This window comes from Pseudonocardia sp., from assembly GCF_025465255.1.
GTDB lineage: Bacteria > Actinomycetota > Actinomycetes > Mycobacteriales > Pseudonocardiaceae > Pseudonocardia.
The window spans coordinates 1-19318 of record NZ_JAODNI010000150.1 but is presented as its reverse complement, the minus strand read 5'-3'; the positions used below and the strand labels follow the sequence as shown (position 1 = coordinate 19318).

Below are 19318 nucleotides of genomic sequence, written 5' to 3'. Positions count from 1 at the left end.
CGGGCGGTTCAGTCGTCGAGGAAGGAGAGCGCCTCGCGCACGGCCTTGCTGGTCGACGGGACGGTCGCGGTCGGGCCGACCTCGCCGGACACCGCGTCGAGGGTCTTGAGGCCGTCGCCGGTGATCAGCAGGACGGTCTCGGCGTCCGGGTCGATGAGCCCGGCCTCGATGAGCTTCTTCGCCGTCGCCACGGTGACGCCACCCGCGGTCTCGGCGAAGACGCCCTCGGTGCGGGCGAGCAGCCGGATGCCCGCGACGACCTCCTCATCGGTCACGTGCCCGACGGCGCCGCCGGTGCGCCGCACCGAGTCCAGCACGTAGGGGCCGTCGGCCGGGTTGCCGATGGCGAGCGAGCGGGCGATCGTGTCCGGCTTGACCGGCTGGACCACGTCGTGGCCGTTCTCGAACGCTGCAGCGATCGGCGAGCAGCCGGTGGCCTGCGCACCGAAGATCGTGTAGGGGGTGTCCTCGACCAGGCCGAGCTTCACGAACTCGCCGAAGCCCTTGTCCACCTTGGTGAGCTGCGAGCCGGAGGCGACCGGGACGACGATCTGCCGGGGCAGCCGCCAGCCGAGCTGCTCGGCGACCTCGTAGCCCAGTGTCTTCGAGCCCTCGGCGTAGTACGGGCGGACGTTCACGTTCACGAACGCCCACTCCTCATGCTCCGCCGCCAACTCGGTGGCGAGGCGGTTCACGTCGTCGTAGTTGCCGTCGACGGCGAGCAGTGTGCCGCCGTAGACCGCGGTGGTGGTGATCTTCGCCTGCTCCAGCGAGGAGGGGATCAGCACGACCGAGTCCCAGCCGGCGCGGGCGGCGGCCGCGGCGACGGCGTTGGCCAGGTTGCCGGTGGAGGGGCAGCACAGGACCTTGAAGCCCAGCTCGCGAGCGGCGGCGAGGGCGACGGCGACGACGCGGTCCTTGAACGAGTGCGTCGGGTTGCCTGTGTCGTCCTTCACCCACAGCTTGCGGACGCCGAGCTCGGCCGCGAGCCGGTCCGCCTGGATCAGCCGGGTCAGGCCGGGCTCGGTGTTCGGGAAGGCCTGCACGTTCGTCGGCACCGGGAGCAGGTCCTTGTAGCGCCAGATCGACTTGGGGCCGGCCTCGATGGCCTCGCGGGTGACGGCCGGGAAGTCGTAGGCCACCTCGAGCGGGCCGAAGCACTGCGGACACGCGAACTCCGCGGCCAGCGGGGTCTGGTGGCCGCACTCGCGACACGAGAGCGCGCGGGCGGGGCCGAGGTCGTACGACGTGCCGGCAGGGATGTCAGCAGTGAGAGTCACGAGATCTCCTCATCTGTCCCGCGTGGTTCGCGGGCCGGATTTGGCACCTGGTTCGTCGACGAGCGGACACTGATGTGTTCGCGCGGATCGTCGCTCGACGCCGGTTGCCGGGGCTTCAACGGGCCGTTCCCTCTACCCCTCTGGATGAGCCATATGCAGTTGTGCCGTGGGGCAGGGCGAACCTCGCCACGCGGATGACCGAGACGTTACGGCACGGGTTTCGGTCTGCGAAAGCTGGAGTCCTCGATGTGGGAGGCGGGTCACGATCCCCCGGGCTCGTGGGCCACGATGGAGGGGTGAGCCAGGCAGACTCCCCCCGCACCCGGCCGCCCGCTCCCGTGCAGCTGATCGTGGGCGAGGAGGAACTGCTGGTCGAACGCGCGGTGATCGACGTGCTGCGCGCCGCGCGAGCCGTGGACCCCGAGGCGGAGATCCGCCGGTTCCGCGCCTCCGAGATCACCCCGGGTGAGCTCGCGGGATACCTCAGCCCGTCGCTGTTCGCCGAGGGACGCGTGGTCGTCATCCAGGCCGCGCACGAGGCGAACAAGGAGATGGCCGCCGCGATCACGGCCTACTCAGCCGAACCGGCCGACGGCATCGTGCTGGTCGCGCTGCACGCGGGCGGGGCCCGGGGCAAGGCCCTGGCGGACGACCTGCGCAAACGCGGAGCGAACGTCACCACCTGCGACCGGATCACCCGCGCCGAGGCCCGCGCGGACTTCGTCCGGTCCGAGGTCCGGCGCGCGGGCGGCTCGATCAGCGGGGACGCCGTCGCGGCCCTGCTGGAGGCGGTCGGGTCGGACCTGCGGGAACTCGCCGCGGCCACCGGGCAGCTCGTCGCGGACACGGGCGGTTCGATCGACGTGCACGCCGTCCGCCGCTACCACCGCGGCCGCGCCGAGTCCTCCGGCTTTGCCGTGGCGGACAAGGCGGTGGCGGGGGACCGGACCGGGGCGCTGGAGGCGCTGCGCTGGGCGCTCGTGCTCGGTGTCGCCCCGGTGCTGGTGGCGGACGCCCTGGCGGACGCGGTCCGGACGCTGGCGAAGGTCGGCGCCGCGGGGCGCGGTGACCCCAACCGGCTCGCCGGCGCGCTCGGGATGCCGCCCTGGAAGGTCCGCAAGGCCCAGGGGCAGGTCCGCGCGTGGCGGCCGGAGGGCCTCGCGGTGGCGATCGCGGCGACGGCGCAGGTCAACGCCGACGTCAAGGGTGCGGCCGCGGACACGGGCTACGCCCTGGAGCGTGCGGTCCTGGCGATCGTCGAGGCCCGCAACCCCCACTGACCCCGGCGCCCACCCCCGGCGCTCCATCGCATCCGCCGCTCGAGTGGCTCGAGCAGCGCCAGCTGACGCTTGAGCCACCCGAGCGGCGGGAGGCGGCGGCCCCGAACGCACCGAAGGCGCCATCCCGGTGGGGACGGCGCCTTCGGTGGATGCAGCGCGTGCGTCAGGCGCTGACGGCCTTCGCGCGCTTGGCCAGCGCCGACTTGCGGTTCGCGGCCTGGTTCTTGTGGATGACGCCCTTCGCGGCCGCCTTGTCCAGCGCCTTCGCCGCAGCCTTCTGCAGCGTCAGGGCCTTCTCGGCGTCGCCGGCGTCGAGGGCCTCACGGAAGCGACGGACGGCCGTCTTCACGGAGGACTTGACCGCCTTGTTGCGCTGACGCGCCTTCTCGTTGGTCTTGACGCGCTTGATCTGGGACTTGATGTTCGCCACGCGTTTTGCCTCGAGTCGTCGAAGATGCCTGCAGTTCGGGGGGCCCAGGCGACACCGAACGTGATGAAAATCCGGTCGAGCACGCCGAGCACTCGGTCAACCATGCTAACAGCGCACAAGACGCACGGTCGCACCGCCCCGTTCCCGCGTGCAGGTACTCCCGCGGTGCCGGGGGCTACTCCATCCTGACACACCGCCGCCGGCGGCCCGGACCCCGCTCCGGGGAACGCTCCTGCCAGGGACGGGAGATCACGGCGGGCGATCGACGGATGATCCGACCGCAACTCGCTCGTAGCACGCGTCCGTATGGCTCACCTTGCGCTGAACGGCCAAGATGACCCTCGTGAGCCGAGCAGCGGATCGCAGACCAGGACCCTCGCGGGGCGCTCCCGCCAGCCGCAACGGCGCCGCCGCCCGCACCACCACCGATCTGGCGGATTCTGCGCTCTTCGAAGGCTACCTGGAGCCCGATCGGCCCCATCCGGACGCGTACGACGAGATGTTCGACGCCGAGGGCACGGTGCGCAGCCCCTACCGCGCCCTGCACGACGCCATCGCCCCCACCGCCGCGGCGGACCTGACCGTGCGGTCCGAGGCGCTGGACCGGGCCTACCTGGACCAGGGCATCACGTTCTCGCTGTCCGGCAAGGAGCGGCCGTTCCCGCTGGACATCGTGCCGCGGGTGATCAGCTCGACCGAGTGGAACAAGCTGCAGCGCGGCATCGTGCAGCGGGTGAAGGCCCTCGAGGCCTTCCTCGCCGACGTCTACGGGGACGCGCAGATCGTCCGCGACGGCGTGTTGCCGCGCCGGCTGATCACCAGCTGCGAGCACTTCAAGCGCTCCGCGCACCTGCTGAACCCGCCCAACGGCGTCCGCATCCACGTCGCCGGGATCGACCTGGTCCGGGACGCCGAGGGCACCTTCCGGGTGCTGGAGGACAACCTCCGCAACCCCTCCGGGGTCTCCTACGTCATGGAGAACCGCCGCACGATGGCGCGCGTCTTCCCGGACCTCTTCACCCGCCAGCGGGTCCGGGCGGTGGGGGACTACTCCATCCACCTGCTGCACGCCCTGCGCGCCGCGGCCGCGCCGAACGTCGCGGACCCGACGGTCGTCGTGCTGACCCCCGGCGTCTACAACTCCGCCTACTTCGAGCACTCGCTGCTGGCCCGCCAGATGGGCGTCGAGCTCGTCGAGGGCCGGGACCTGTTCTGCCGGGAGAACGTCGTCTACATGCGCACGACGGAGGGCGAGCAGCGCGTCGACGTCGTCTACCGCCGCATCGACGACGACTTCCTCGACCCGCTGCAGTTCAAGCCCACCTCGGTCCTCGGCGTGGCCGGCATCATGAACGCGGCCCGCGCCGGCAACGTCGTGATCGCCAACGCCGTGGGCAACGGCGTGGGGGACGACAAGCTCGTCTACACCTACGTCCCGGACATGATCAAGTACTACCTCGACGAGAAGCCGGTCATCCCGAATGTCTCGACGTTCCGGTGCTGGCTCGACGGGGAGCGCGGGCACGTCATCGACCAGCTCGACGAGCTGGTGCTCAAGCCCGTCGAGGGCTCTGGTGGCTACGGGATCCTGTTCGGTCCCAACGCCTCGAAGAAGGAGCTGACGGACGCGCGCAAGGCGATCCGCGAGGACCCGCGGGGCTGGATCGCCCAGCCCGTCGTCCAGCTCTCGACCGTCCCGACCCGCGTCGACGACCGGCTGGTCCCGCGGCACGTCGACCTGCGGCCCTTCGCGGTCAACGACGGCGAGGACGTCTACGTGCTCCCCGGCGGCCTGACCCGGGTCGCGCTGCCGAAGGGCAGCCTGGTGGTCAACTCCAGCCAGGGCGGCGGCAGCAAGGACACCTGGGTGCTGGCCCCGAACCGGGCGCCGGAGGCCGAGCGCGAGCTCGGGCAGGCGGGCCTGACCGCGGCGATCGGACCCGTGCAGGCCCCCGCGGCCGAGCACTGCCCGGAGCTCACGATCGGCCAGCAACAGCAACAGCAACAGCAGGGGCGTGATCACTGATGCTGGCCCGCAACGCCGAGTCGCTGTACTGGATCGGCCGCTACGTGGAGCGCGCCGACGACACGGCCCGGGTCCTCGACGTGTCCGTCCACCAGCTCCTCGAGGGCGCCACCATCGACGTCGGCGCGGCCGCCCGCCGGCTGCTCGACGTCCTCGGCATCGAGCCCGGCACCGACGGCTCCCCGCTCGACGCCTTCTCCCTCACCGAGGCGGTCGGCCACGCCGACGGGTCGCCCGGTTCGATCGTCTCGTCGCTGACCAGCGCCCGGGAGAACGCCCGGGGCGCGCGCGAGGTGGTCTCGTCGGAGATGTGGAGTGCCTCAACGCGACGTGACGCGGAGGCGCTGCGGCTGCTGGGCCGGGCGCGCAGCGAGCTGGAGTTCCTCCGCCCGGAGGAGCTGCTCGACGACCTGCCCGCCCTGCTGCTGGGCCTGCAGGAGACCATCCGGGACGTCGGCGAGGCCGTGTCCCTGCAGTTCTTCCACGCCGCCCCCTGGGTCGCGTGGACCGCACCGGAGGTCGTGTGATGGGCTGGCGGATCAGGGTCGTGCACGAGACCGGCTACCAGTACAACGCGCCGGTGCACGAGAGCTACAACGAGGTGCGGCTGACCCCGCGCAGCGACGGCCACCAGAACGTGATCGTCAACCGCATCGAGACGGTGCCGGCCACCCGGTCCTACCGCTACGAGGACTACTGGGGCAGCCAGGTCACCGCGTTCGACCTGCACGCGCCGCACACCGAGCTGCTGGTCACCGGCACGTCGGTGGTGGAGACCGGGGACGAGGTCGAGCCGGTCCGCAAGGCCACCTGGGAGGACCTGGCCGGCGTGGCGGTCCGGGACCGCTACACCGAGATGCTCGAGTTCACCGAGTACGTCAGCAAGGACCCCGCGCTGACCGAGGTGGCCAGCGACATCAAGCGCGCCCACGAGCCCGTGGACGCCGTGCACGCCGCGTGCCGGTGGGTGCACGAGAAGATGACCTACCAGGCGGGGACGACGGGCGTGCACACCTCGGCGCCGGAGGCCCTGCAGGCCGGGAAGGGCGTCTGCCAGGACTTCGTGCACCTCTCCCTGGTGCTGCTGCGCGAGATGGGCGTCCCGTCCCGCTACGTATCCGGATACCTGTTGCCGCGCAAGGACACGGGGATCGGCGAGACCGTCAGCGGGGAGAGCCACGCCTGGATCGAGGCCCGCACGGGCGGCTGGTGGGGCTACGACCCGACCAACGACATGCCGATCGGCCGGCGCCACGTCTGGGTCGCGGTCGGCCGGGACTACAACGACGTGTCCCCGATCAAGGGCATCTACTCGGGCGGGTCCGCGGAGGCCCTGGACGTCACCGTCGACATGACCCGCCTGGCCTGACCGTGCGCGTGAAACCTCGTTCTGGCGAGGTTTCGCGCGCACAGGGCCCGGTGAGCTGCGGTTTCGGAGTGTCGGCCGGCCTCGCTACGGTGCCCCCATGACCGTCGTCCTCGTCCACGGCAACCCCGAGACCGCCGCCGTCTGGGACCTCCTGGTCCCGCTGCTGGAGCCGTCGCCGGTCGTCCGGCTGTCCCCGCCGGGCTTCGGTGCGCCGGTGCCCGAGGGCTTCGGCGCCACGATGCCCGAGTACCGGGACTGGCTGATCGGCGAGATCGAGGCGCTCGACGCCGGCCCGGTCGACCTCGTGGGGCACGACTGGGGCGGCGGGCACGTGCTGAACGTCGCCATGGCCCGGCCGGACCTGCTGCGCAGCTGGGTGAGCGACATCGTCGGCGTCTTCGACCCGGAGTATGTCTGGCACGACCTCGCCCAGGTCTGGCAGCAGCCCGAGGTGGGGGAGCAGGCCGTGGCGCAGATGGCCGCGGCGCCGGTCGCCGCGCGGGCCGCGAACCTGGCCGACCGCGGGATGGCGCCCACGGTGGCGGACCGGGTCGCCGCGGGCTTCGACGAGGCCATGGCGCAGAGCATCCTGCGCCTCTACCGCTCGGCGGCCCAGCCCACGCTCGCCGACGCCGGCCGGGATCTGGAGAAGGCCGCGCAGCGGCCGGGGCTGGCGATCATGCCGGCGGAGGATTTCAGGGTGGGCACCGAGGAGCAGCGCCACCGCGCCGCCGCCCGCGCCGGAGCGCGCGTCGAGGTGCTCGACGGGCTCGGGCACTGGTGGATGGCCGAGGACCCGAAGCGCGGCGCCGAGGCCCTCAACCGGTTCTGGGCGAGCCTGTAGGGCTCACCAGACGCGGTAGGGCAGGAACTTCCCGTTCAGCGTGATCCGCACCCGGTCGCCCTTCGGGTCCTCGACGCGTTCGAGGGCCATCTCGAAGTCGATGGCGCTGACGATCCCGTCGCCGAACTCCTCGCGGACGAGCTCGGAGATCGTCGCCCCGTAGACCTGCACGACCTCGGTGAGCCGGTAGACGAGCGGGTCGGTCGTGTCGACGGCCGCGGCCCCGCGGACCGGCGGGTCCGTCAGCGCGTCGACCTCGGCGTCCTCCAGGTCGAGGAGGTTGCCGGCGGCCACGGCCTGCTCCCGCGTCAGGGTCTGCTGGCCGAGCAGGGCGGACGTCGTCCACACGGTCGACTTCCCCACCGCCTCGGCGATCGCGTCCCAGCGCAGGCCGAGGCGCTTCTTCGCGAAGAGCACCGCACGCGCGGCCTCGGCGCGGTCGGGCGGCGGGAGCGGGGTGACGGACATGGCGACCTCCGGGAGTTCCGGGGAACGGGACGACGGGCACGACGTCGGGCCGGGTCCGATGCTCGTGCACCGGGACGGCCCCGGCCACCGGGAGCGGTGCGGCGCTGCCCCCACACCGGCCGGCGCGGACCGCGCCCCTGACGGCCGAGGAGGCCCGGGTAGCGTCGTTCCCCGTGCTCACCGCCCCCCTGAGCTGGCCGGGCCTCGGCGACGTCACCCTCGCGGCCCTGCTGCTGCTCGCCGTCGCGGCCTTCTGCGCCGGCGCCGTCGACGCGATCGTCGGGGGCGGCGGGCTGGTCCAGCTGCCGGTGCTGCTGCTGATCCTGCCCGGCGGCGAGGCGATCTTCTCCGTGGCGACGAACAAGCTGGCCGCGGTCGTCGGGACGGCGTCCGCGGCGATCACCTACGCGCGCCGCGTGCGGATCGACTGGTCGCACACCGGCCCGATGGCGGGCGCCGCGTTCGCCGGCTCGCTGGGCGGGGCGCTGCTGGCGTCGTCGCTGCCGTCGCGGGTCCTGACCGTCGTGGTGCTGGTCGCGCTCGTCGGCGTCGGGCTCTACACGTGGCGACGCCCGTCGCTCGGCGTCGAGCACACCCCCCGGTACGGGCGGGGCGCGGAGCTCGCCGTGATGGTCGCCGGCGGTGCGTCGATCGGGTTCTACGACGGCCTGGCCGGGCCGGGTACCGGCTCGTTCCTGGTGATCCTGCTCGTCGGGCTGGTCGGCTTCGCGTTCCTGACGGCCTCGGCGTCCGCGAAGGTGGTCAACACCGCGACCAACCTGGGTGCTCTCGCGTTCTTCCTGCCCACGGGCGCCGTGCTCGTCGGCCTCGGCGCGGTGATGGCCGCCGCGAACCTGACCGGCAGCGTCCTTGGCGCCCGGCTCGCCATGAGCCGGGGCTCGGCGTTCGTGCGCAAGGTGTTCCTCGTCGTGGTGGCGGCGCTGATCGTCACGCTCGCCACCCGGCTCGCGCTCGGCTGAGTGCTCGCGCCTGTCGCCCGGCTCAGGGCTTGGCCGCGGGATGCTCTGGTCCTGCCGTGTCTCGAGTGCGCAGCGACGACGTGCGGGAGGCGGCGAGCTCTGCACCTGCGCGCTCTCGCACACGCTCGGGCGGGACCGGGCTGCGGATCACCCCGGCCTCCGGCACCTCGACGTCGGCCGGCACGGTGGCCTCGTGGCCGCACGTCCGGCGGGAGCCCCGCTACAGGGCGGCCTCGCCCGCGCGGTCCACGCGGTTGTGGAAGCGTTCGCCGGCCTTGCCGCCGAGCACGGCGCCGACCAGCGTGACGACGACCGCGACGGCCAGCGCGACCAACCCGCCGGCGGTGAAGGTGCTCTCCGGCAACGCGATCCCGGGCAGCCGTGCGGCGAACCCGGCCTGCGAGCCCGCGACCGCCGTCCCGATCGTCGCCGCGATCGTGACGACGAACCCGATCACCCAGGTCGCGACGCCGTTGCGGGCGCCGTCGAAGCGGGCGAGCCGGCCGGCGACGTAGCCACCGGCGAGGTAGGAGAGGAAGAGAACGGCGACGGCGACGATGCCGCCGACCAGCCCGACGGTCTGCACGTCCGCGCTGACCCCGTTGCCGTCCACCGCGTTGGTCAGGTCCGGGCCGGCGCCGACGAGGGCCGCGACGCCCGTCGCGATCGCCGCGAGGATGACCGTCAGCCCGACCGCGACGATCCAGCCGAAGAACGCGCTGCCGATCTTGAGCCCGCCGAAGCGCTCGTACTGCCGGGCACGGGCGGCGGTCAGGGCGCCGCGGCCGGCGTAGTGGCGCTCCAGCTCGACGGTGTCGTCCGAACCGCCGGTGGGCGCGCTGCGGAAGGCCCGGCGGTCCACGGGGAGATGCAGCTCGCCGGCCCTGTCGCCCGGGGCGCCGCCGGCGAGCGGGATCATCCGCTTCCCGCCGAAGGTCGGCTTCACCACGCCCCAGGCAGGGGTGCCGTCCGGGCCGGGGACGACCTTCGTCAGGCGCCCGAGGGAACCGCCCTCCCGGCTGCGTACGCGGTGCCCGACGAGCGAGTCGGTGCCGGGGTGGGTCGAGTGCCCGGCCGGAGAGGACGAATCGGTGGGGGACGACCCGGTGTCCGTGGGGGCCTCGGGAACCGGGGCGCCCGGGGCGCCGTCGACCGAGTTCGTCCTGTCCGCCGGTTTCGTCATGGCGCCGTGTACCCAGGGGTGCATCTGCTCACACATGGTCCGCGTGCGTGCTCCGCACCGTGGGCGTGGGACCATGGAGGATGACACGTAGCGAATTGATCCCCCAGGAAAATGGATACTGAGTGAGCTCGTACGCCGACCAGACGTTCACCCCGCCGGAGCGGATCCGGAACTTCTGCATCATCGCCCACATCGACCACGGCAAGTCGACGCTGGCGGACCGCATGCTGCAGATGACCGGGGTCGTCGACGAGCGCGACATGCGTGCGCAGTACCTCGACCGCATGGACATCGAGCGCGAGCGCGGCATCACGATCAAGGCGCAGAACGTGCGGCTGCCGTGGACGGTGGAGGGGCAGGAGAACGTCCTGCACCTGATCGACACCCCCGGCCACGTGGACTTCACCTACGAGGTCTCCCGTGCGCTCGAGGCCTGTGAGGGCGCGATCCTGCTGGTCGACGCCGCGCAGGGGATCGAGGCCCAGACGCTAGCGAACCTGTACCTGGCGCTGGAGAAGGACCTCACGATCATCCCGGTCCTCAACAAGATCGACCTGCCGGCCGCGGACCCGGAGCGCTACGCCGCGGAGATCGCGCACATCGTCGGGTGCGAGCCCGAGGACGTGCTGCGGGTCAGCGCGAAGACCGGGATGGGCGTGCGCGAGCTGCTCGACGAGGTCGTCCGCCAGGTCCCGGCCCCGGTCGGCGACCCGGACGCCCCGGCCCGAGCGATGATCTTCGACTCGGTCTACGACACCTACCGCGGCGTCGTCACCTACATCCGCGTCGTCGACGGCAGGATCACCCCGCGCGAGAAGATCCGGATGATGTCCACCGGGACGACGCACGAGCTGCTCGAGGTCGGGATCGTCTCCCCGGACCCGAAGCCCTCCCGCGGCCTGGGCGTCGGCGAGGTCGGCTATCTGATCACCGGCGTGAAGGACGTCCGCCAGTCCAAGGTGGGTGACACGATCACCAGCCTGCGCAACGGGGCCACCGAGCCGCTGACCGGCTACCGGGAGCCGCGCCCGATGGTCTACTCCGGGCTGTACCCGGTGGACGGGTCGCAGTACCCGGACCTGCGCGAGGCCCTGGACAAGCTCCAGCTCAACGACGCCGCGCTCACCTACGAGCCGGAGACCTCCGCGGCCCTGGGCTTCGGTTTCCGCTGCGGCTTCCTCGGCCTGCTGCACCTGGAGATCACCCGGGACCGGCTGGAGCGCGAGGCGGGCCTGGACCTGATCTCGACCGCGCCCAACGTCGTCTACCGGGTGATCAAGGACGACGACACCGAGATGACCGTGACGAACCCGTCGGACTGGCCGACGGGCAAGGTCGCGCGGATCTTCGAGCCGGTCGTGAAGGTGACCATCCTGGCGCCGTCGGAGTTCATCGGCTCGATCATGGAGCTCTGCCAGAGCCGGCGCGGGCAGCTCGGCGGCATGGACTACCTGTCCGAGACGCGCGTCGAGCTGCGGTACACGATGCCGCTCGCCGAGATCATCTTCGACTTCTTCGACGCGCTGAAGTCCCGGACCCGTGGCTACGCGAGCCTGGACTACGAGGAGGCCGGCGAGCAGGAGGCCGACCTGGTCAAGGTCGACATCATGCTGCAGGGCGAGCCGGTGGACGCGTTCTCGGCGATCCGGCACAAGGACGACGCGTACGGCTACGGCACGTCGATGGCGGCGAAGCTGCGTGAGCTGATCCCGCGCCAGCAGTTCGAGGTGCCGATCCAGGCGGCCGTCGGCTCGCGGATCATCGCGCGCGAGACGATCCGCGCGATCCGCAAGGACGTGCTCGCCAAGTGCTACGGCGGCGACATCAGCCGTAAGCGCAAGCTGCTGGAGAAGCAGAAGGAGGGCAAGAAGCGGATGAAGACGATCGGCCGGGTCGACGTCCCGCAGGAGGCCTTCGTGGCGGCGCTCTCGACGGACGCGGCCGGGGACAAGCCGAAGAAGTAGGGGCGGCTCACTGCTGAACCGGGGAGCTACGGCTCGAGGGCACGGGGAGGCGGGGAGCGCTACCGGGGTGGTGCGGGGGAGTCAGACGGGCTGGTCGGCGGGGGTCGCCAGTTGCTCGAGCAGATCGGCCAGCTGGCTTCGCTCCGGGGTGCGGGCATTGCCGAGGACGGTCCCGACGCGACGCTCGATCGCCCCGCACACCCGCTCGACCACTGCCCGGCCGTCCGCGGCCAGGTGGACGAGCACCCGTCTTCGGTCCACCGGATCGCCCTGGCGGTACGCCAGGTGCTGGGCCACCAGACGGTCGACGACGCGGGTGGCGGTCGGCGCGGGGAGCGCGGTGTGCGTGGCGATCTCCCCCATGCTGCGGCCACCGCCGCGGGCGAGCATCAGCAGGACCCGCCAGCCGTCACGGCTGACTCCCTCTGCCGAGGTGACTGGGGTGAGCGCCGTGGCGACGGCTCGTTCCACGCGGTCGAGGAGCTCGACGAGGCCGGGGACGCGCGGCGCCGGGATCAACGGGGGAACCCCGCGACCCGGCGCCTGACGACTGACTGGTTCGGACACGGTGACCGACTGTACTGAAAGTCTGGGCCGATTTCCGCTGTGTGCAGGAAAAAGGCCGAACCTCACCCCATACCTGTGAGCGTACGGTTTCAGTGAGTGAGAACGATCTTGCCCGCGGTCCCACCCTCCAGCATCGTACGGAAGGCCTCCTCGGCCTGCTCCATGGGAACTTCGAGCCCGATCTCGGGGGTGATCCCGGCGGCGGCGACGAAGGAGAGGAGATCGGCGAGCTCCTGGCGCGTGCCCATCGTGGAGCCCTCGACGCGCAGCTGGAGGAAGAACAACCGCTGCAGGTCCGCGCCCGGGTTCGGGCCGCTCGTCGAGCCACAGACGATGATCGCGCCGCCCGGGCGCACCGCGCGCATGGAGTGCTTCCACGTGGCTTCCCCGACGGACTCGAACACGGCGTCGACCTTGCCGGGCAGCCGCGCCCCGGACTCGAACGCCCGGTGCGCGCCCAGCTTCTCGGCGAGTGCGCGCTTCTCCTCGCTGCGGCCGGTGACCCACACCTGCATCCCGGCGGCCTTGCCCAGCTGCACGAGCGCCGTCGACACGCCACCGGAGGCGCCCTGCACCAGCATCGACTGGCCGGGCTTGAGGCCGGACTTGGTGAACAGCATCCGGTAGGCGGTGAGCCACGCGGTGCCCATGACGGAGGCCTGGACGGCCGTGAGCCCGTCCGGCTTGGGCACGGCGTTGCGCGCGGGCACGACGATCGTGTCCGCCATGGCGCCCTGGTACTTCTCGGTGAGCAGGGTGCGCTTGGGGTCGAGGGTCTCGTCCCCGGTCCAGTCCGGATCGCCGATGATCGAGTGCAGGACGACCTCGGTGCCGTCCTCCAGCGTCCCGGCGCCGTCGCAGCCGAGGATCATCGGGAACTGCTCGGGCTTGATCCCGACGCCTCGCAGCGTCCAGATGTCGTGCATGTTGAGGCTGGCGGCACTGACCTTGACCTTGACCCAGCCCTCGGGGGCCTCGGGATCGGGACGCTCCCCGACGGTCAGCGAGTCGAGCGGAGCGTCGGCATTGGGCTCTGCGGCGTAGACGGCGAACATGTCCCGGAATCTAGCCCGGACCGCGGCCGGATACCGTGTGGGCCGTGTGGCGGGCGGTCGCGGACTGGTGGGACTCGGTGGAGCTGTGGGTGACCCAGCTCGCGTTCCCGTTCCAGGTGCTGCTCGCGCTCGCGGTGGTGCTGCCCGTGTGCTGGTTCGCTGCGGCCGGGGTGGACCGCCTGGTCGGGCTCGGTCTCGCGGCCGTGGCCCGCTCCCGTCAGGGCGCCAGGTCCCGCCACTGACCGATCGCCGGGGCCGCCGGCTCGCGGTACGTCGGCCCCGGGGCCACACCGGCCAGGGTGGACAGGACCTCGGAACACCCCTCGTCGACGAGCACGGTGGCGAGCGGGTCCCCGCGGGTCGCGCCGCGGTTGACGATCACGACGGGCACGCCGGCCTTCGCGGCCCGCTTGACGAACCGCAGCCCGGACATGACGGTCAGCGAGGACCCGGCGACGAGCAGCGCACCGTCGACGGGGGCGAGCGCGTCGACCATGGCGTAGGCCCGCGCCACCCGCTCCTTCGGCACGTTCTCGCCGAAGAACACGACGTCCGGCTTGAGGGCGCCGGCGCAGGCCTCGCACGCGGCGAGGCGGAAGCCGTCCGTCGCCTCCAGCAGCACGTCGCCGTCCGGGGCGGTCTCGATCTCCGCGCCGACCGAGTCCACGAAGCCCGGGTTGAGCTCCTCGAGGCGCGCCTGCAGCACGTCGCGCGGGCTGATCCGACTGCAGCCCAGGCAGACCACGTCCGCGATCCGGCCGTGCAGGTCGATCAGCTCGCGGCTCCCGGCGGTGCCGTGCAGGCCGTCGACGTTCTGGGTGATCAGGCCGCGCAGCGTCCCGGCGCGTTCGAGGGCGGCCAGGGCGACGTGCCCGGGGTTCGGCACCGCGCGGCGCATCCGGGCCCACCCGACGTGGCTGCGCGCCCAGTAGCGGCGCTGCGCGACCCCGCCGGAGACGAACTCGCCGTAGGTCATCGGGCGGCGCAGCGGCGAACCGGGGCCGCGGTAGTCCGGGATGCCGGAGTCCGTGCTCATGCCCGCGCCGGTCAGCGCGACGAGCGGACGGCCGGAGAGGACCTCGAGGGCCCGATCGACCTGGGTCGCGGCGGTGCTCGGCACGCGATCCAGGATAGGTGTCGCGTTCCTACAATGCCGCCGGCCGGTACCGCGGCAGGCTCGCGGGATGGATCAGAGCAGTCATCTCGCCCGGAGCATCGACCTCGCCGTCGCCGCGATCGGCGCGATGATGACCGGCGAGTTCCTCGTCCACGCGTGGGACGTCGCCGTCGCGACCGGGCAGCCCTGCGACGTGCCGGAGGAGCTCGGCGCGGTCGCGCTGGAGTCCATGACCGGAATGGCCGCCATGGGGCGTGACGCCGGGTGGATCGGCCCCGAGGTCCCCGTCGGCGAGACGGCGCCGGCGTTCACGAAGGCGCTCGGCGTCAGCGGCCGGGACCCGGGCTGGTTCGCCCCGGGGCGGTGACGGAACCGCTTCTCACGTGCACGAAGGGCTCACCGGGCGGGAGGAACCTCGCTAGGGTGGCCGGGCCCCGTCGTCGACGCTTCCCGGGGAGGGCGATGACGCGCACCGGATCCGACGCCGCCGCCGCGGGCGGGCTCGACCCGCGGTTCGCGGAGCTGTGCCTGCTCTACGCCCGGCAGGCCGCCGGCGGGTCGGGGGACCGGGACGGCTCGTGGCCTGCCCTCGCCGACGCGGCCCGCGCACACCGCCGGCTCGCCGCACACCGCCGTCCCGACGAGTGGCTCGTCGACATCAGCTCCGGGGCCGGTGGCGGTGCCGTCGTCGACCTGGTCGGCGCCGACGTGCCGCACCTCGTCCGGTCCGTGCTCGCCGGGGTCGGCCGGGTGGGCCCGCAGATCCGGCGCGTCGTCCACGCGATGGTCGTCGTGCGCCGCCCGGCGGACGGCGCGGCGGCCGAGGTCCTGCCGACCGTGGCCCCGGAGGACCGGCCGCCGGACGCCCTGGTCGAGGCGTGGGTCCGGCTCGAGCTGGACCCGATCTCGGACGAGGAGAACGCCGAGCTCGGGGCCGAGCTGCGCGAGGTGCTCGACGCCGTCGGGGACCTCGCGGAGGACGGCGAGCGGATCGCCGCGAGCGTGTCGGCGGTGGCCGCCGACCTGGCCGGGGCGCCCGACCCGAGCACCGGTGACCCGGACGAGCGGCGGGACGTCGCCCGCCTGCTGCACTGGCTGGCGGACGGGCACTTCCTGTTCCTGGGGTACCGGCGCCACGAGATCGACCCGGGCGCGTCGCGGCGGTTTCGTCCGGTGCCCGGGTCCGGCCTGGGCGTGCTGCGGCGGGACGGGGCCGACGGGCTCGTGCACGCGCCCGGCGCGGGCGGGGGCGCCGCCGTCGTCCTGACCCGGGCCGCCGCGCCGAGCCGGGTGCTGCGCCCGGACCACCCCTACGACCTGGCGATCCCGATCGTCGACGCCGGTGGGCGGACCACCGGCGAACACCGGTTCGTGGGGCTGTTCACGGCGACCGCGCTGCACGAGAACGTGCTGGACACCCCGGTGCTCGAGCGGCGGGTGCGCGCGGCCGTCCGGCGTGCGGGCGTCCCGCTGGAGTCGTGGTCCGGCCAGCGCATGCTCGACGTGATCTCCCGCCACCCGCGCGAGGAGCTGTTCTGGGTCTCCGCGCGGGAGATCCACGAGACCGCGGTCGGCGCGCTGGACCTCGACCACCCGCGGCGGCTGCGCCTGTTCCTGCGCCGGGAGCCCTACGGCCGGTTCTTCTCCTGCCTGGTCTACCTCCCCCAGGACCGGTACTCCGCGCAGGCCCGGTCGGCGATGCAGAAGGTGCTCCTGCGCGAGCTCGACGGGTGGCGCGTCGATGACACCGTGGAGCTCGGCGAGGGCGGCCCCGCGCTGGTCCACTTCACGGTCCAGGTCGACCCGGCCGTGCGCGCCCCGGATCCCGCCCGGCTGCAGGCGCAGCTCGCGGCGGCCATCCTCACCTGGGACGACTGGGTGCTCGACGCCGCGGGCGCCGCGGCCGACGACCTCGCCGACCACCTGGCCGGGGTCCCGCAGAGCTACAAGGACGCCGTGGACCCGGTCCAGGCCCTGCTCGACCTGCGCCGGATCCGGGATCTCGGCGACGAGCCCCACGTCGAGCTGTCGGCCGAGGGCGGCCCCGGTGGCGACGAGCTGCGCTTCCGCCTGTTCCGGGCCGGGCCGGGCGTGTCCCTGTCCGCGGTGCTGCCGGCCCTGCAGAGCCTCGGTGTCGAGGTGGTCGACGAGCGGCCGTTCGAGATCGTCCGGCCGGACGGGAGCAGCTGCTGGATCTACGACTTCGGGCTGGCGGCGGACGCCGGGACGACCCGGGCGATGGCCGGGCGCGGCACTCGGGAGCGGTTCTGCGCCGCCTTCCGCGCGATGTGGCAAGGGGAGGCGGCGGCGGACCGGTTCAACGCCCTGGTCCCGGGCGCCGGACTCGGCTGGCGCGACGCGGCGGTGCTGCGGGCCTACGCCCACTACGCCGCGCAGCTCGGCGGGCCGTTCGGGGCCGAGTACGTCGCGGACATCCTGGTGGCCCACCCGGCCGCGTCCCGCGGGCTGGTGGACCTGTTCCGGGCCAGGTTCGACCCGGCGCTCGCGCCCGCCGGGCGCGCGGAACGGTCGGCCGAGGCGCGTCGCGGCGTGGAGGCCCTGATCGACGAGGTCGCGGGCCTCGACGCGGACCGGATCCTGCGCGGCCAGCTCGCGCTGGTCCGGGCGACCCTGCGGACCAACGCCTACCAGGACCGGCCGCACCTCTCGTTCAAGATCGATTCCGCGGCGGTGCCGGACATGCCGGCGCCGCGGCCGTGGGCGGAGATCTTCGTGTACTCACCCCGGGTGGAGGGCGTGCACCTGCGGTTCGGCCCGGTCGCCCGCGGCGGCCTGCGCTGGTCCGACCGGCCGCAGGACTACCGCACCGAGGTCCTGGGCCTGGTCAAGGCGCAGGCGGTGAAGAACGCGGTGATCGTGCCGGTGGGGGCGAAGGGCGGGTTCGTGGTCACCGCTCCCGCCCCCGGGCCGGGCGAGGTGGAGGCCTGCTACCGCACGTTCATCTCAGGGCTGCTCGACGTGACGGACAACCTGGTGACCGGCGACGACGGTGCCGTCGTGACCGTCCCGCCGCCCCGGGTCGCGCGGCACGACGGCGACGACGCCTACCTCGTCGTCGCCGCGGACAAGGGCACCGCCCGGTTCTCCGACGTGGCCAACGACGTCGCCGCCGGGTACGGCTTCTGGCTGGGCGACGCCTTCGCCTCCGGCGGGTCGGTCGGCTACGACCACAAGGCGATGGGGATCACCGCCCGGGGCGCGTGGGAGAGCGTGCGGCGGCACTTCCGCGAGCTCGGCGTGGACCCGCAGATCCAGGACGTGACGGTGGTCGGCGTGGGGGACATGTCCGGCGACGTGTTCGGCAACGGGATGCTGCTGTCGGACCACGTGCGGCTGGTCGCGGCGTTCGACCACCGGCACGTCTTCGTCGACCCGGACCCCGACCCGGCGGTGGGCTTCGCGGAGCGCCGCCGGCTCTTCGGCCTGCCCCGGTCCTCCTGGGACGACTACGACCGGAGCGCGATCAGCCCGGGCGGCGGGGTGTGGCTGCGCACGGCGAAGGCCGTCCCGGTGGGGCCGGAGATGCGGGCGGCGCTCGGCCTGGCCGACGGGACCACCGTGGCGAGCCCGCCGGAGCTCATCCGGGCCATCCTGCTCGCGCCGGTGGACCTGCTGTGGAACGGCGGGATCGGCACCTACGTCAAGGCGAGCGGCGAAAGCCATGCCGATGCCGGGGACAAGGCCGCCGACGCGATCCGGGTCGACGGCCGGGACCTGCGGGTCAAGCTCGTCGGCGAGGGCGGCAACCTTGGCCTCACGCAGCGCGGGCGCATCGAGTTCGCCCGGTCCGGCGGCCGGCTCAACACCGACGCGATCGACAACTCCGCCGGGGTGGACTGCTCGGACCACGAGGTCAACATCAAGATCCTGCTGGACCGGCGGGTGGCGGCGGGCGGGCTCGACCGCGCGGGCCGGGACGCACTGCTGGCGGAGATGACCGACGAGGTCGCCGAGCTGGTCCTCGCGGACAACCGGGCGCAGAACGCGGCGCTCGGGGTCGCCCGGTCGCACGCCCCCGAGATGCTCGCGGTGCACGGGCGGATGATCGCCGACCTGGTGCGGCGCCGCGGACTGGACCGGGCCCTGGAGGTGCTGCCGGACCCGGAGGAGATCGCGGAGCGGCAGCGGGCGGGGGAGGGCCTCAGCTCGCCCGAGCTGGCCGTCCTGCTCGCGCACACCAAGCTCGACCTGAAGGCGGCGATCCTCGGCAGCGACCTGCCCGATCTCCCCGAGTTCACCGACCGGCTGGCCGGTCTCCTGCCCTCGGCGCTGGCCGAGCGGTTCCCCGGCGCCGTGGCCGCCCACCCGCTGCGCCGCGAGATCGTGACGACCTCGCTGGTCAACGAGATGGTCGACGGCGGCGGCATCACCTTCGCCCACCGGCTGGCCGAGGACGCCGCGGCGACCCCCACGGATGCGGCCCGCGCGTACCGGGTGGCGACCGCGGTGTTCGACCTGCCGGCGCTCTGGGCCGAGATCGCCGCGCTCCCGGTGGCCGTGCCCACCGCGCTGACCGACGAGCTCGTGCTCGAGTCGCGCCGGCTGCTCGACGGTGCGACACGGTGGCTGCTGGCCAACCGCTCGCGGCCGTTAGCGGTGCGCGGGGAGACGGACCGCTTCGCCGCCCCGGTGCGGGCCCTGCTGCCGCGGCTGCCGTCCCTGCTGCGCGGGTGGGAGGCCGAGGAGACGGCCGGCCGGACCGCGGCGCTGGCCGCCCGGGGGGTGCCGCGCGAG

At 73.2% G+C, this 19318-nt stretch carries 17 protein-coding genes and 1 riboswitch; of the genes, 10 read left to right on the top strand and 7 right to left on the bottom strand.

The features are described from left to right. Positions 1 to 8: 8 nt before the first annotated feature. Positions 9 to 1280 carry a threonine synthase gene (gene thrC, locus JWP64_RS18405; protein WP_297498701.1) on the bottom strand — a complete coding sequence of 424 codons (1272 nt, stop codon included), beginning with the start codon at positions 1278 to 1280 and terminating at the stop codon, positions 9 to 11. A 6-nt stretch (positions 1281 to 1286) separates the two neighbouring features. After that, positions 1287 to 1431, bottom strand: a riboswitch (SAM riboswitch). A 145-nt stretch (positions 1432 to 1576) separates the two neighbouring features. Between thrC and holA the strand changes: the two genes are divergently transcribed. Then, positions 1577 to 2560, top strand: a complete 984-nt coding sequence (gene holA, locus JWP64_RS18400) for a DNA polymerase III subunit delta (RefSeq protein ID WP_297498699.1) — start codon at positions 1577 to 1579, stop codon at positions 2558 to 2560. 163 nt (positions 2561 to 2723) lie between these two features. Here the strand turns inward: holA and rpsT are convergent, their stop codons facing one another. Further along, the gene (gene rpsT, locus JWP64_RS18395) at positions 2724 to 2990 is read right to left on the bottom strand and encodes a 30S ribosomal protein S20 (RefSeq protein WP_297498696.1); all 267 of its coding nucleotides are present in this window, start codon (positions 2988 to 2990) and stop codon (positions 2724 to 2726) included. A 430-nt stretch (positions 2991 to 3420) separates the two neighbouring features. Here rpsT and JWP64_RS18390 point away from each other — a divergent pair, with 430 nt between their 5' ends. The 4 genes from JWP64_RS18390 to JWP64_RS18375 all read left to right on the top strand — a co-directional run bounded on the left by JWP64_RS18390 (position 3421) and on the right by JWP64_RS18375 (position 7229). Continuing rightward, positions 3421 to 5016 carry a circularly permuted type 2 ATP-grasp protein gene (locus JWP64_RS18390; protein WP_297498712.1) on the top strand — a complete coding sequence of 532 codons (1596 nt, stop codon included), beginning with the start codon at positions 3421 to 3423 and terminating at the stop codon, positions 5014 to 5016. Next, a complete protein-coding gene (locus JWP64_RS18385) occupies positions 5016 to 5543 on the top strand; it encodes an alpha-E domain-containing protein (RefSeq protein WP_297498694.1) in 528 nt (175 codons plus the stop codon). The genes JWP64_RS18390 and JWP64_RS18385 overlap by 1 nt, the downstream gene beginning before the upstream one ends. Beyond that, positions 5519 to 6385, top strand: a complete 867-nt coding sequence (locus tag JWP64_RS18380; protein ID WP_297498691.1) for a transglutaminase family protein — start codon at positions 5519 to 5521, stop codon at positions 6383 to 6385. The genes JWP64_RS18385 and JWP64_RS18380 overlap by 25 nt, the downstream gene beginning before the upstream one ends. A gap of 97 nt (positions 6386 to 6482) precedes the next feature. Beyond that, positions 6483 to 7229 (top strand): alpha/beta hydrolase, encoded by a 747-nt coding sequence (locus tag JWP64_RS18375; RefSeq protein ID WP_297498689.1) that lies wholly within the window; start codon positions 6483 to 6485, stop codon positions 7227 to 7229. 3 nt (positions 7230 to 7232) lie between these two features. Here JWP64_RS18375 and cynS read toward each other — a convergent pair whose 3' ends face one another. Next, positions 7233 to 7697 (bottom strand): cyanase, encoded by a 465-nt coding sequence (cynS, locus tag JWP64_RS18370; RefSeq protein WP_297498687.1) that lies wholly within the window; start codon positions 7695 to 7697, stop codon positions 7233 to 7235. Between the two features lie 173 nt (positions 7698 to 7870). Between cynS and JWP64_RS18365 the strand changes: the two genes are divergently transcribed. Next, on the top strand, positions 7871 to 8677 hold the full coding sequence (locus tag JWP64_RS18365) for a TSUP family transporter (protein ID WP_297498684.1): 807 nt from the start codon (positions 7871 to 7873) through the stop codon (positions 8675 to 8677). Positions 8678 to 8897: 220 nt separating this feature from the next. On the opposite strand, the gene JWP64_RS18360 is transcribed toward JWP64_RS18365, so the two are convergent. After that, positions 8898 to 9896: a hypothetical protein gene (locus JWP64_RS18360; RefSeq protein WP_297498681.1), complete on the bottom strand. Its 999-nt coding sequence runs from the start codon at positions 9894 to 9896 to the stop codon at positions 8898 to 8900. 86 nt (positions 9897 to 9982) lie between these two features. Here JWP64_RS18360 and lepA point away from each other — a divergent pair, with 86 nt between their 5' ends. Then, on the top strand, positions 9983 to 11824 hold the full coding sequence (gene lepA / locus JWP64_RS18355) for a translation elongation factor 4 (protein WP_297498679.1): 1842 nt from the start codon (positions 9983 to 9985) through the stop codon (positions 11822 to 11824). Positions 11825 to 11905: 81 nt separating this feature from the next. On the opposite strand, the gene JWP64_RS18350 is transcribed toward lepA, so the two are convergent. Further along, on the bottom strand, positions 11906 to 12391 hold the full coding sequence (locus JWP64_RS18350; protein WP_297498677.1) for a MarR family winged helix-turn-helix transcriptional regulator: 486 nt from the start codon (positions 12389 to 12391) through the stop codon (positions 11906 to 11908). 89 nt (positions 12392 to 12480) lie between these two features. Next, on the bottom strand, positions 12481 to 13446 hold the full coding sequence (locus JWP64_RS18345; RefSeq protein ID WP_297498674.1) for a zinc-binding dehydrogenase: 966 nt from the start codon (positions 13444 to 13446) through the stop codon (positions 12481 to 12483). A 44-nt stretch (positions 13447 to 13490) separates the two neighbouring features. On the opposite strand from JWP64_RS18345, the gene JWP64_RS18340 reads away from it, so the two are divergent. After that, positions 13491 to 13688, top strand: a complete 198-nt coding sequence (locus JWP64_RS18340; protein WP_297498670.1) for a hypothetical protein — start codon at positions 13491 to 13493, stop codon at positions 13686 to 13688. Here JWP64_RS18340 and JWP64_RS18335 read toward each other — a convergent pair. Further along, entirely contained in the window at positions 13664 to 14566 is a 903-nt protein-coding gene (locus tag JWP64_RS18335; protein WP_297498667.1) for a Sir2 family NAD-dependent protein deacetylase, read from the bottom strand. The two genes, JWP64_RS18340 and JWP64_RS18335, sit on opposite strands and share 25 nt — an antisense overlap. A gap of 64 nt (positions 14567 to 14630) precedes the next feature. Between JWP64_RS18335 and JWP64_RS18330 the strand changes: the two genes are divergently transcribed. Together JWP64_RS18330 and JWP64_RS18325 are read left to right on the top strand one after the other, a co-directional pair. After that, positions 14631 to 14930: a hypothetical protein gene (locus JWP64_RS18330; RefSeq protein WP_297498664.1), complete on the top strand. Its 300-nt coding sequence runs from the start codon at positions 14631 to 14633 to the stop codon at positions 14928 to 14930. Between the two features lie 95 nt (positions 14931 to 15025). Next, positions 15026 to 19318, top strand: a 4293-nt coding sequence (locus JWP64_RS18325; RefSeq protein WP_297498661.1) for an NAD-glutamate dehydrogenase domain-containing protein, incomplete at its 3' end; no start/stop codon positions are given.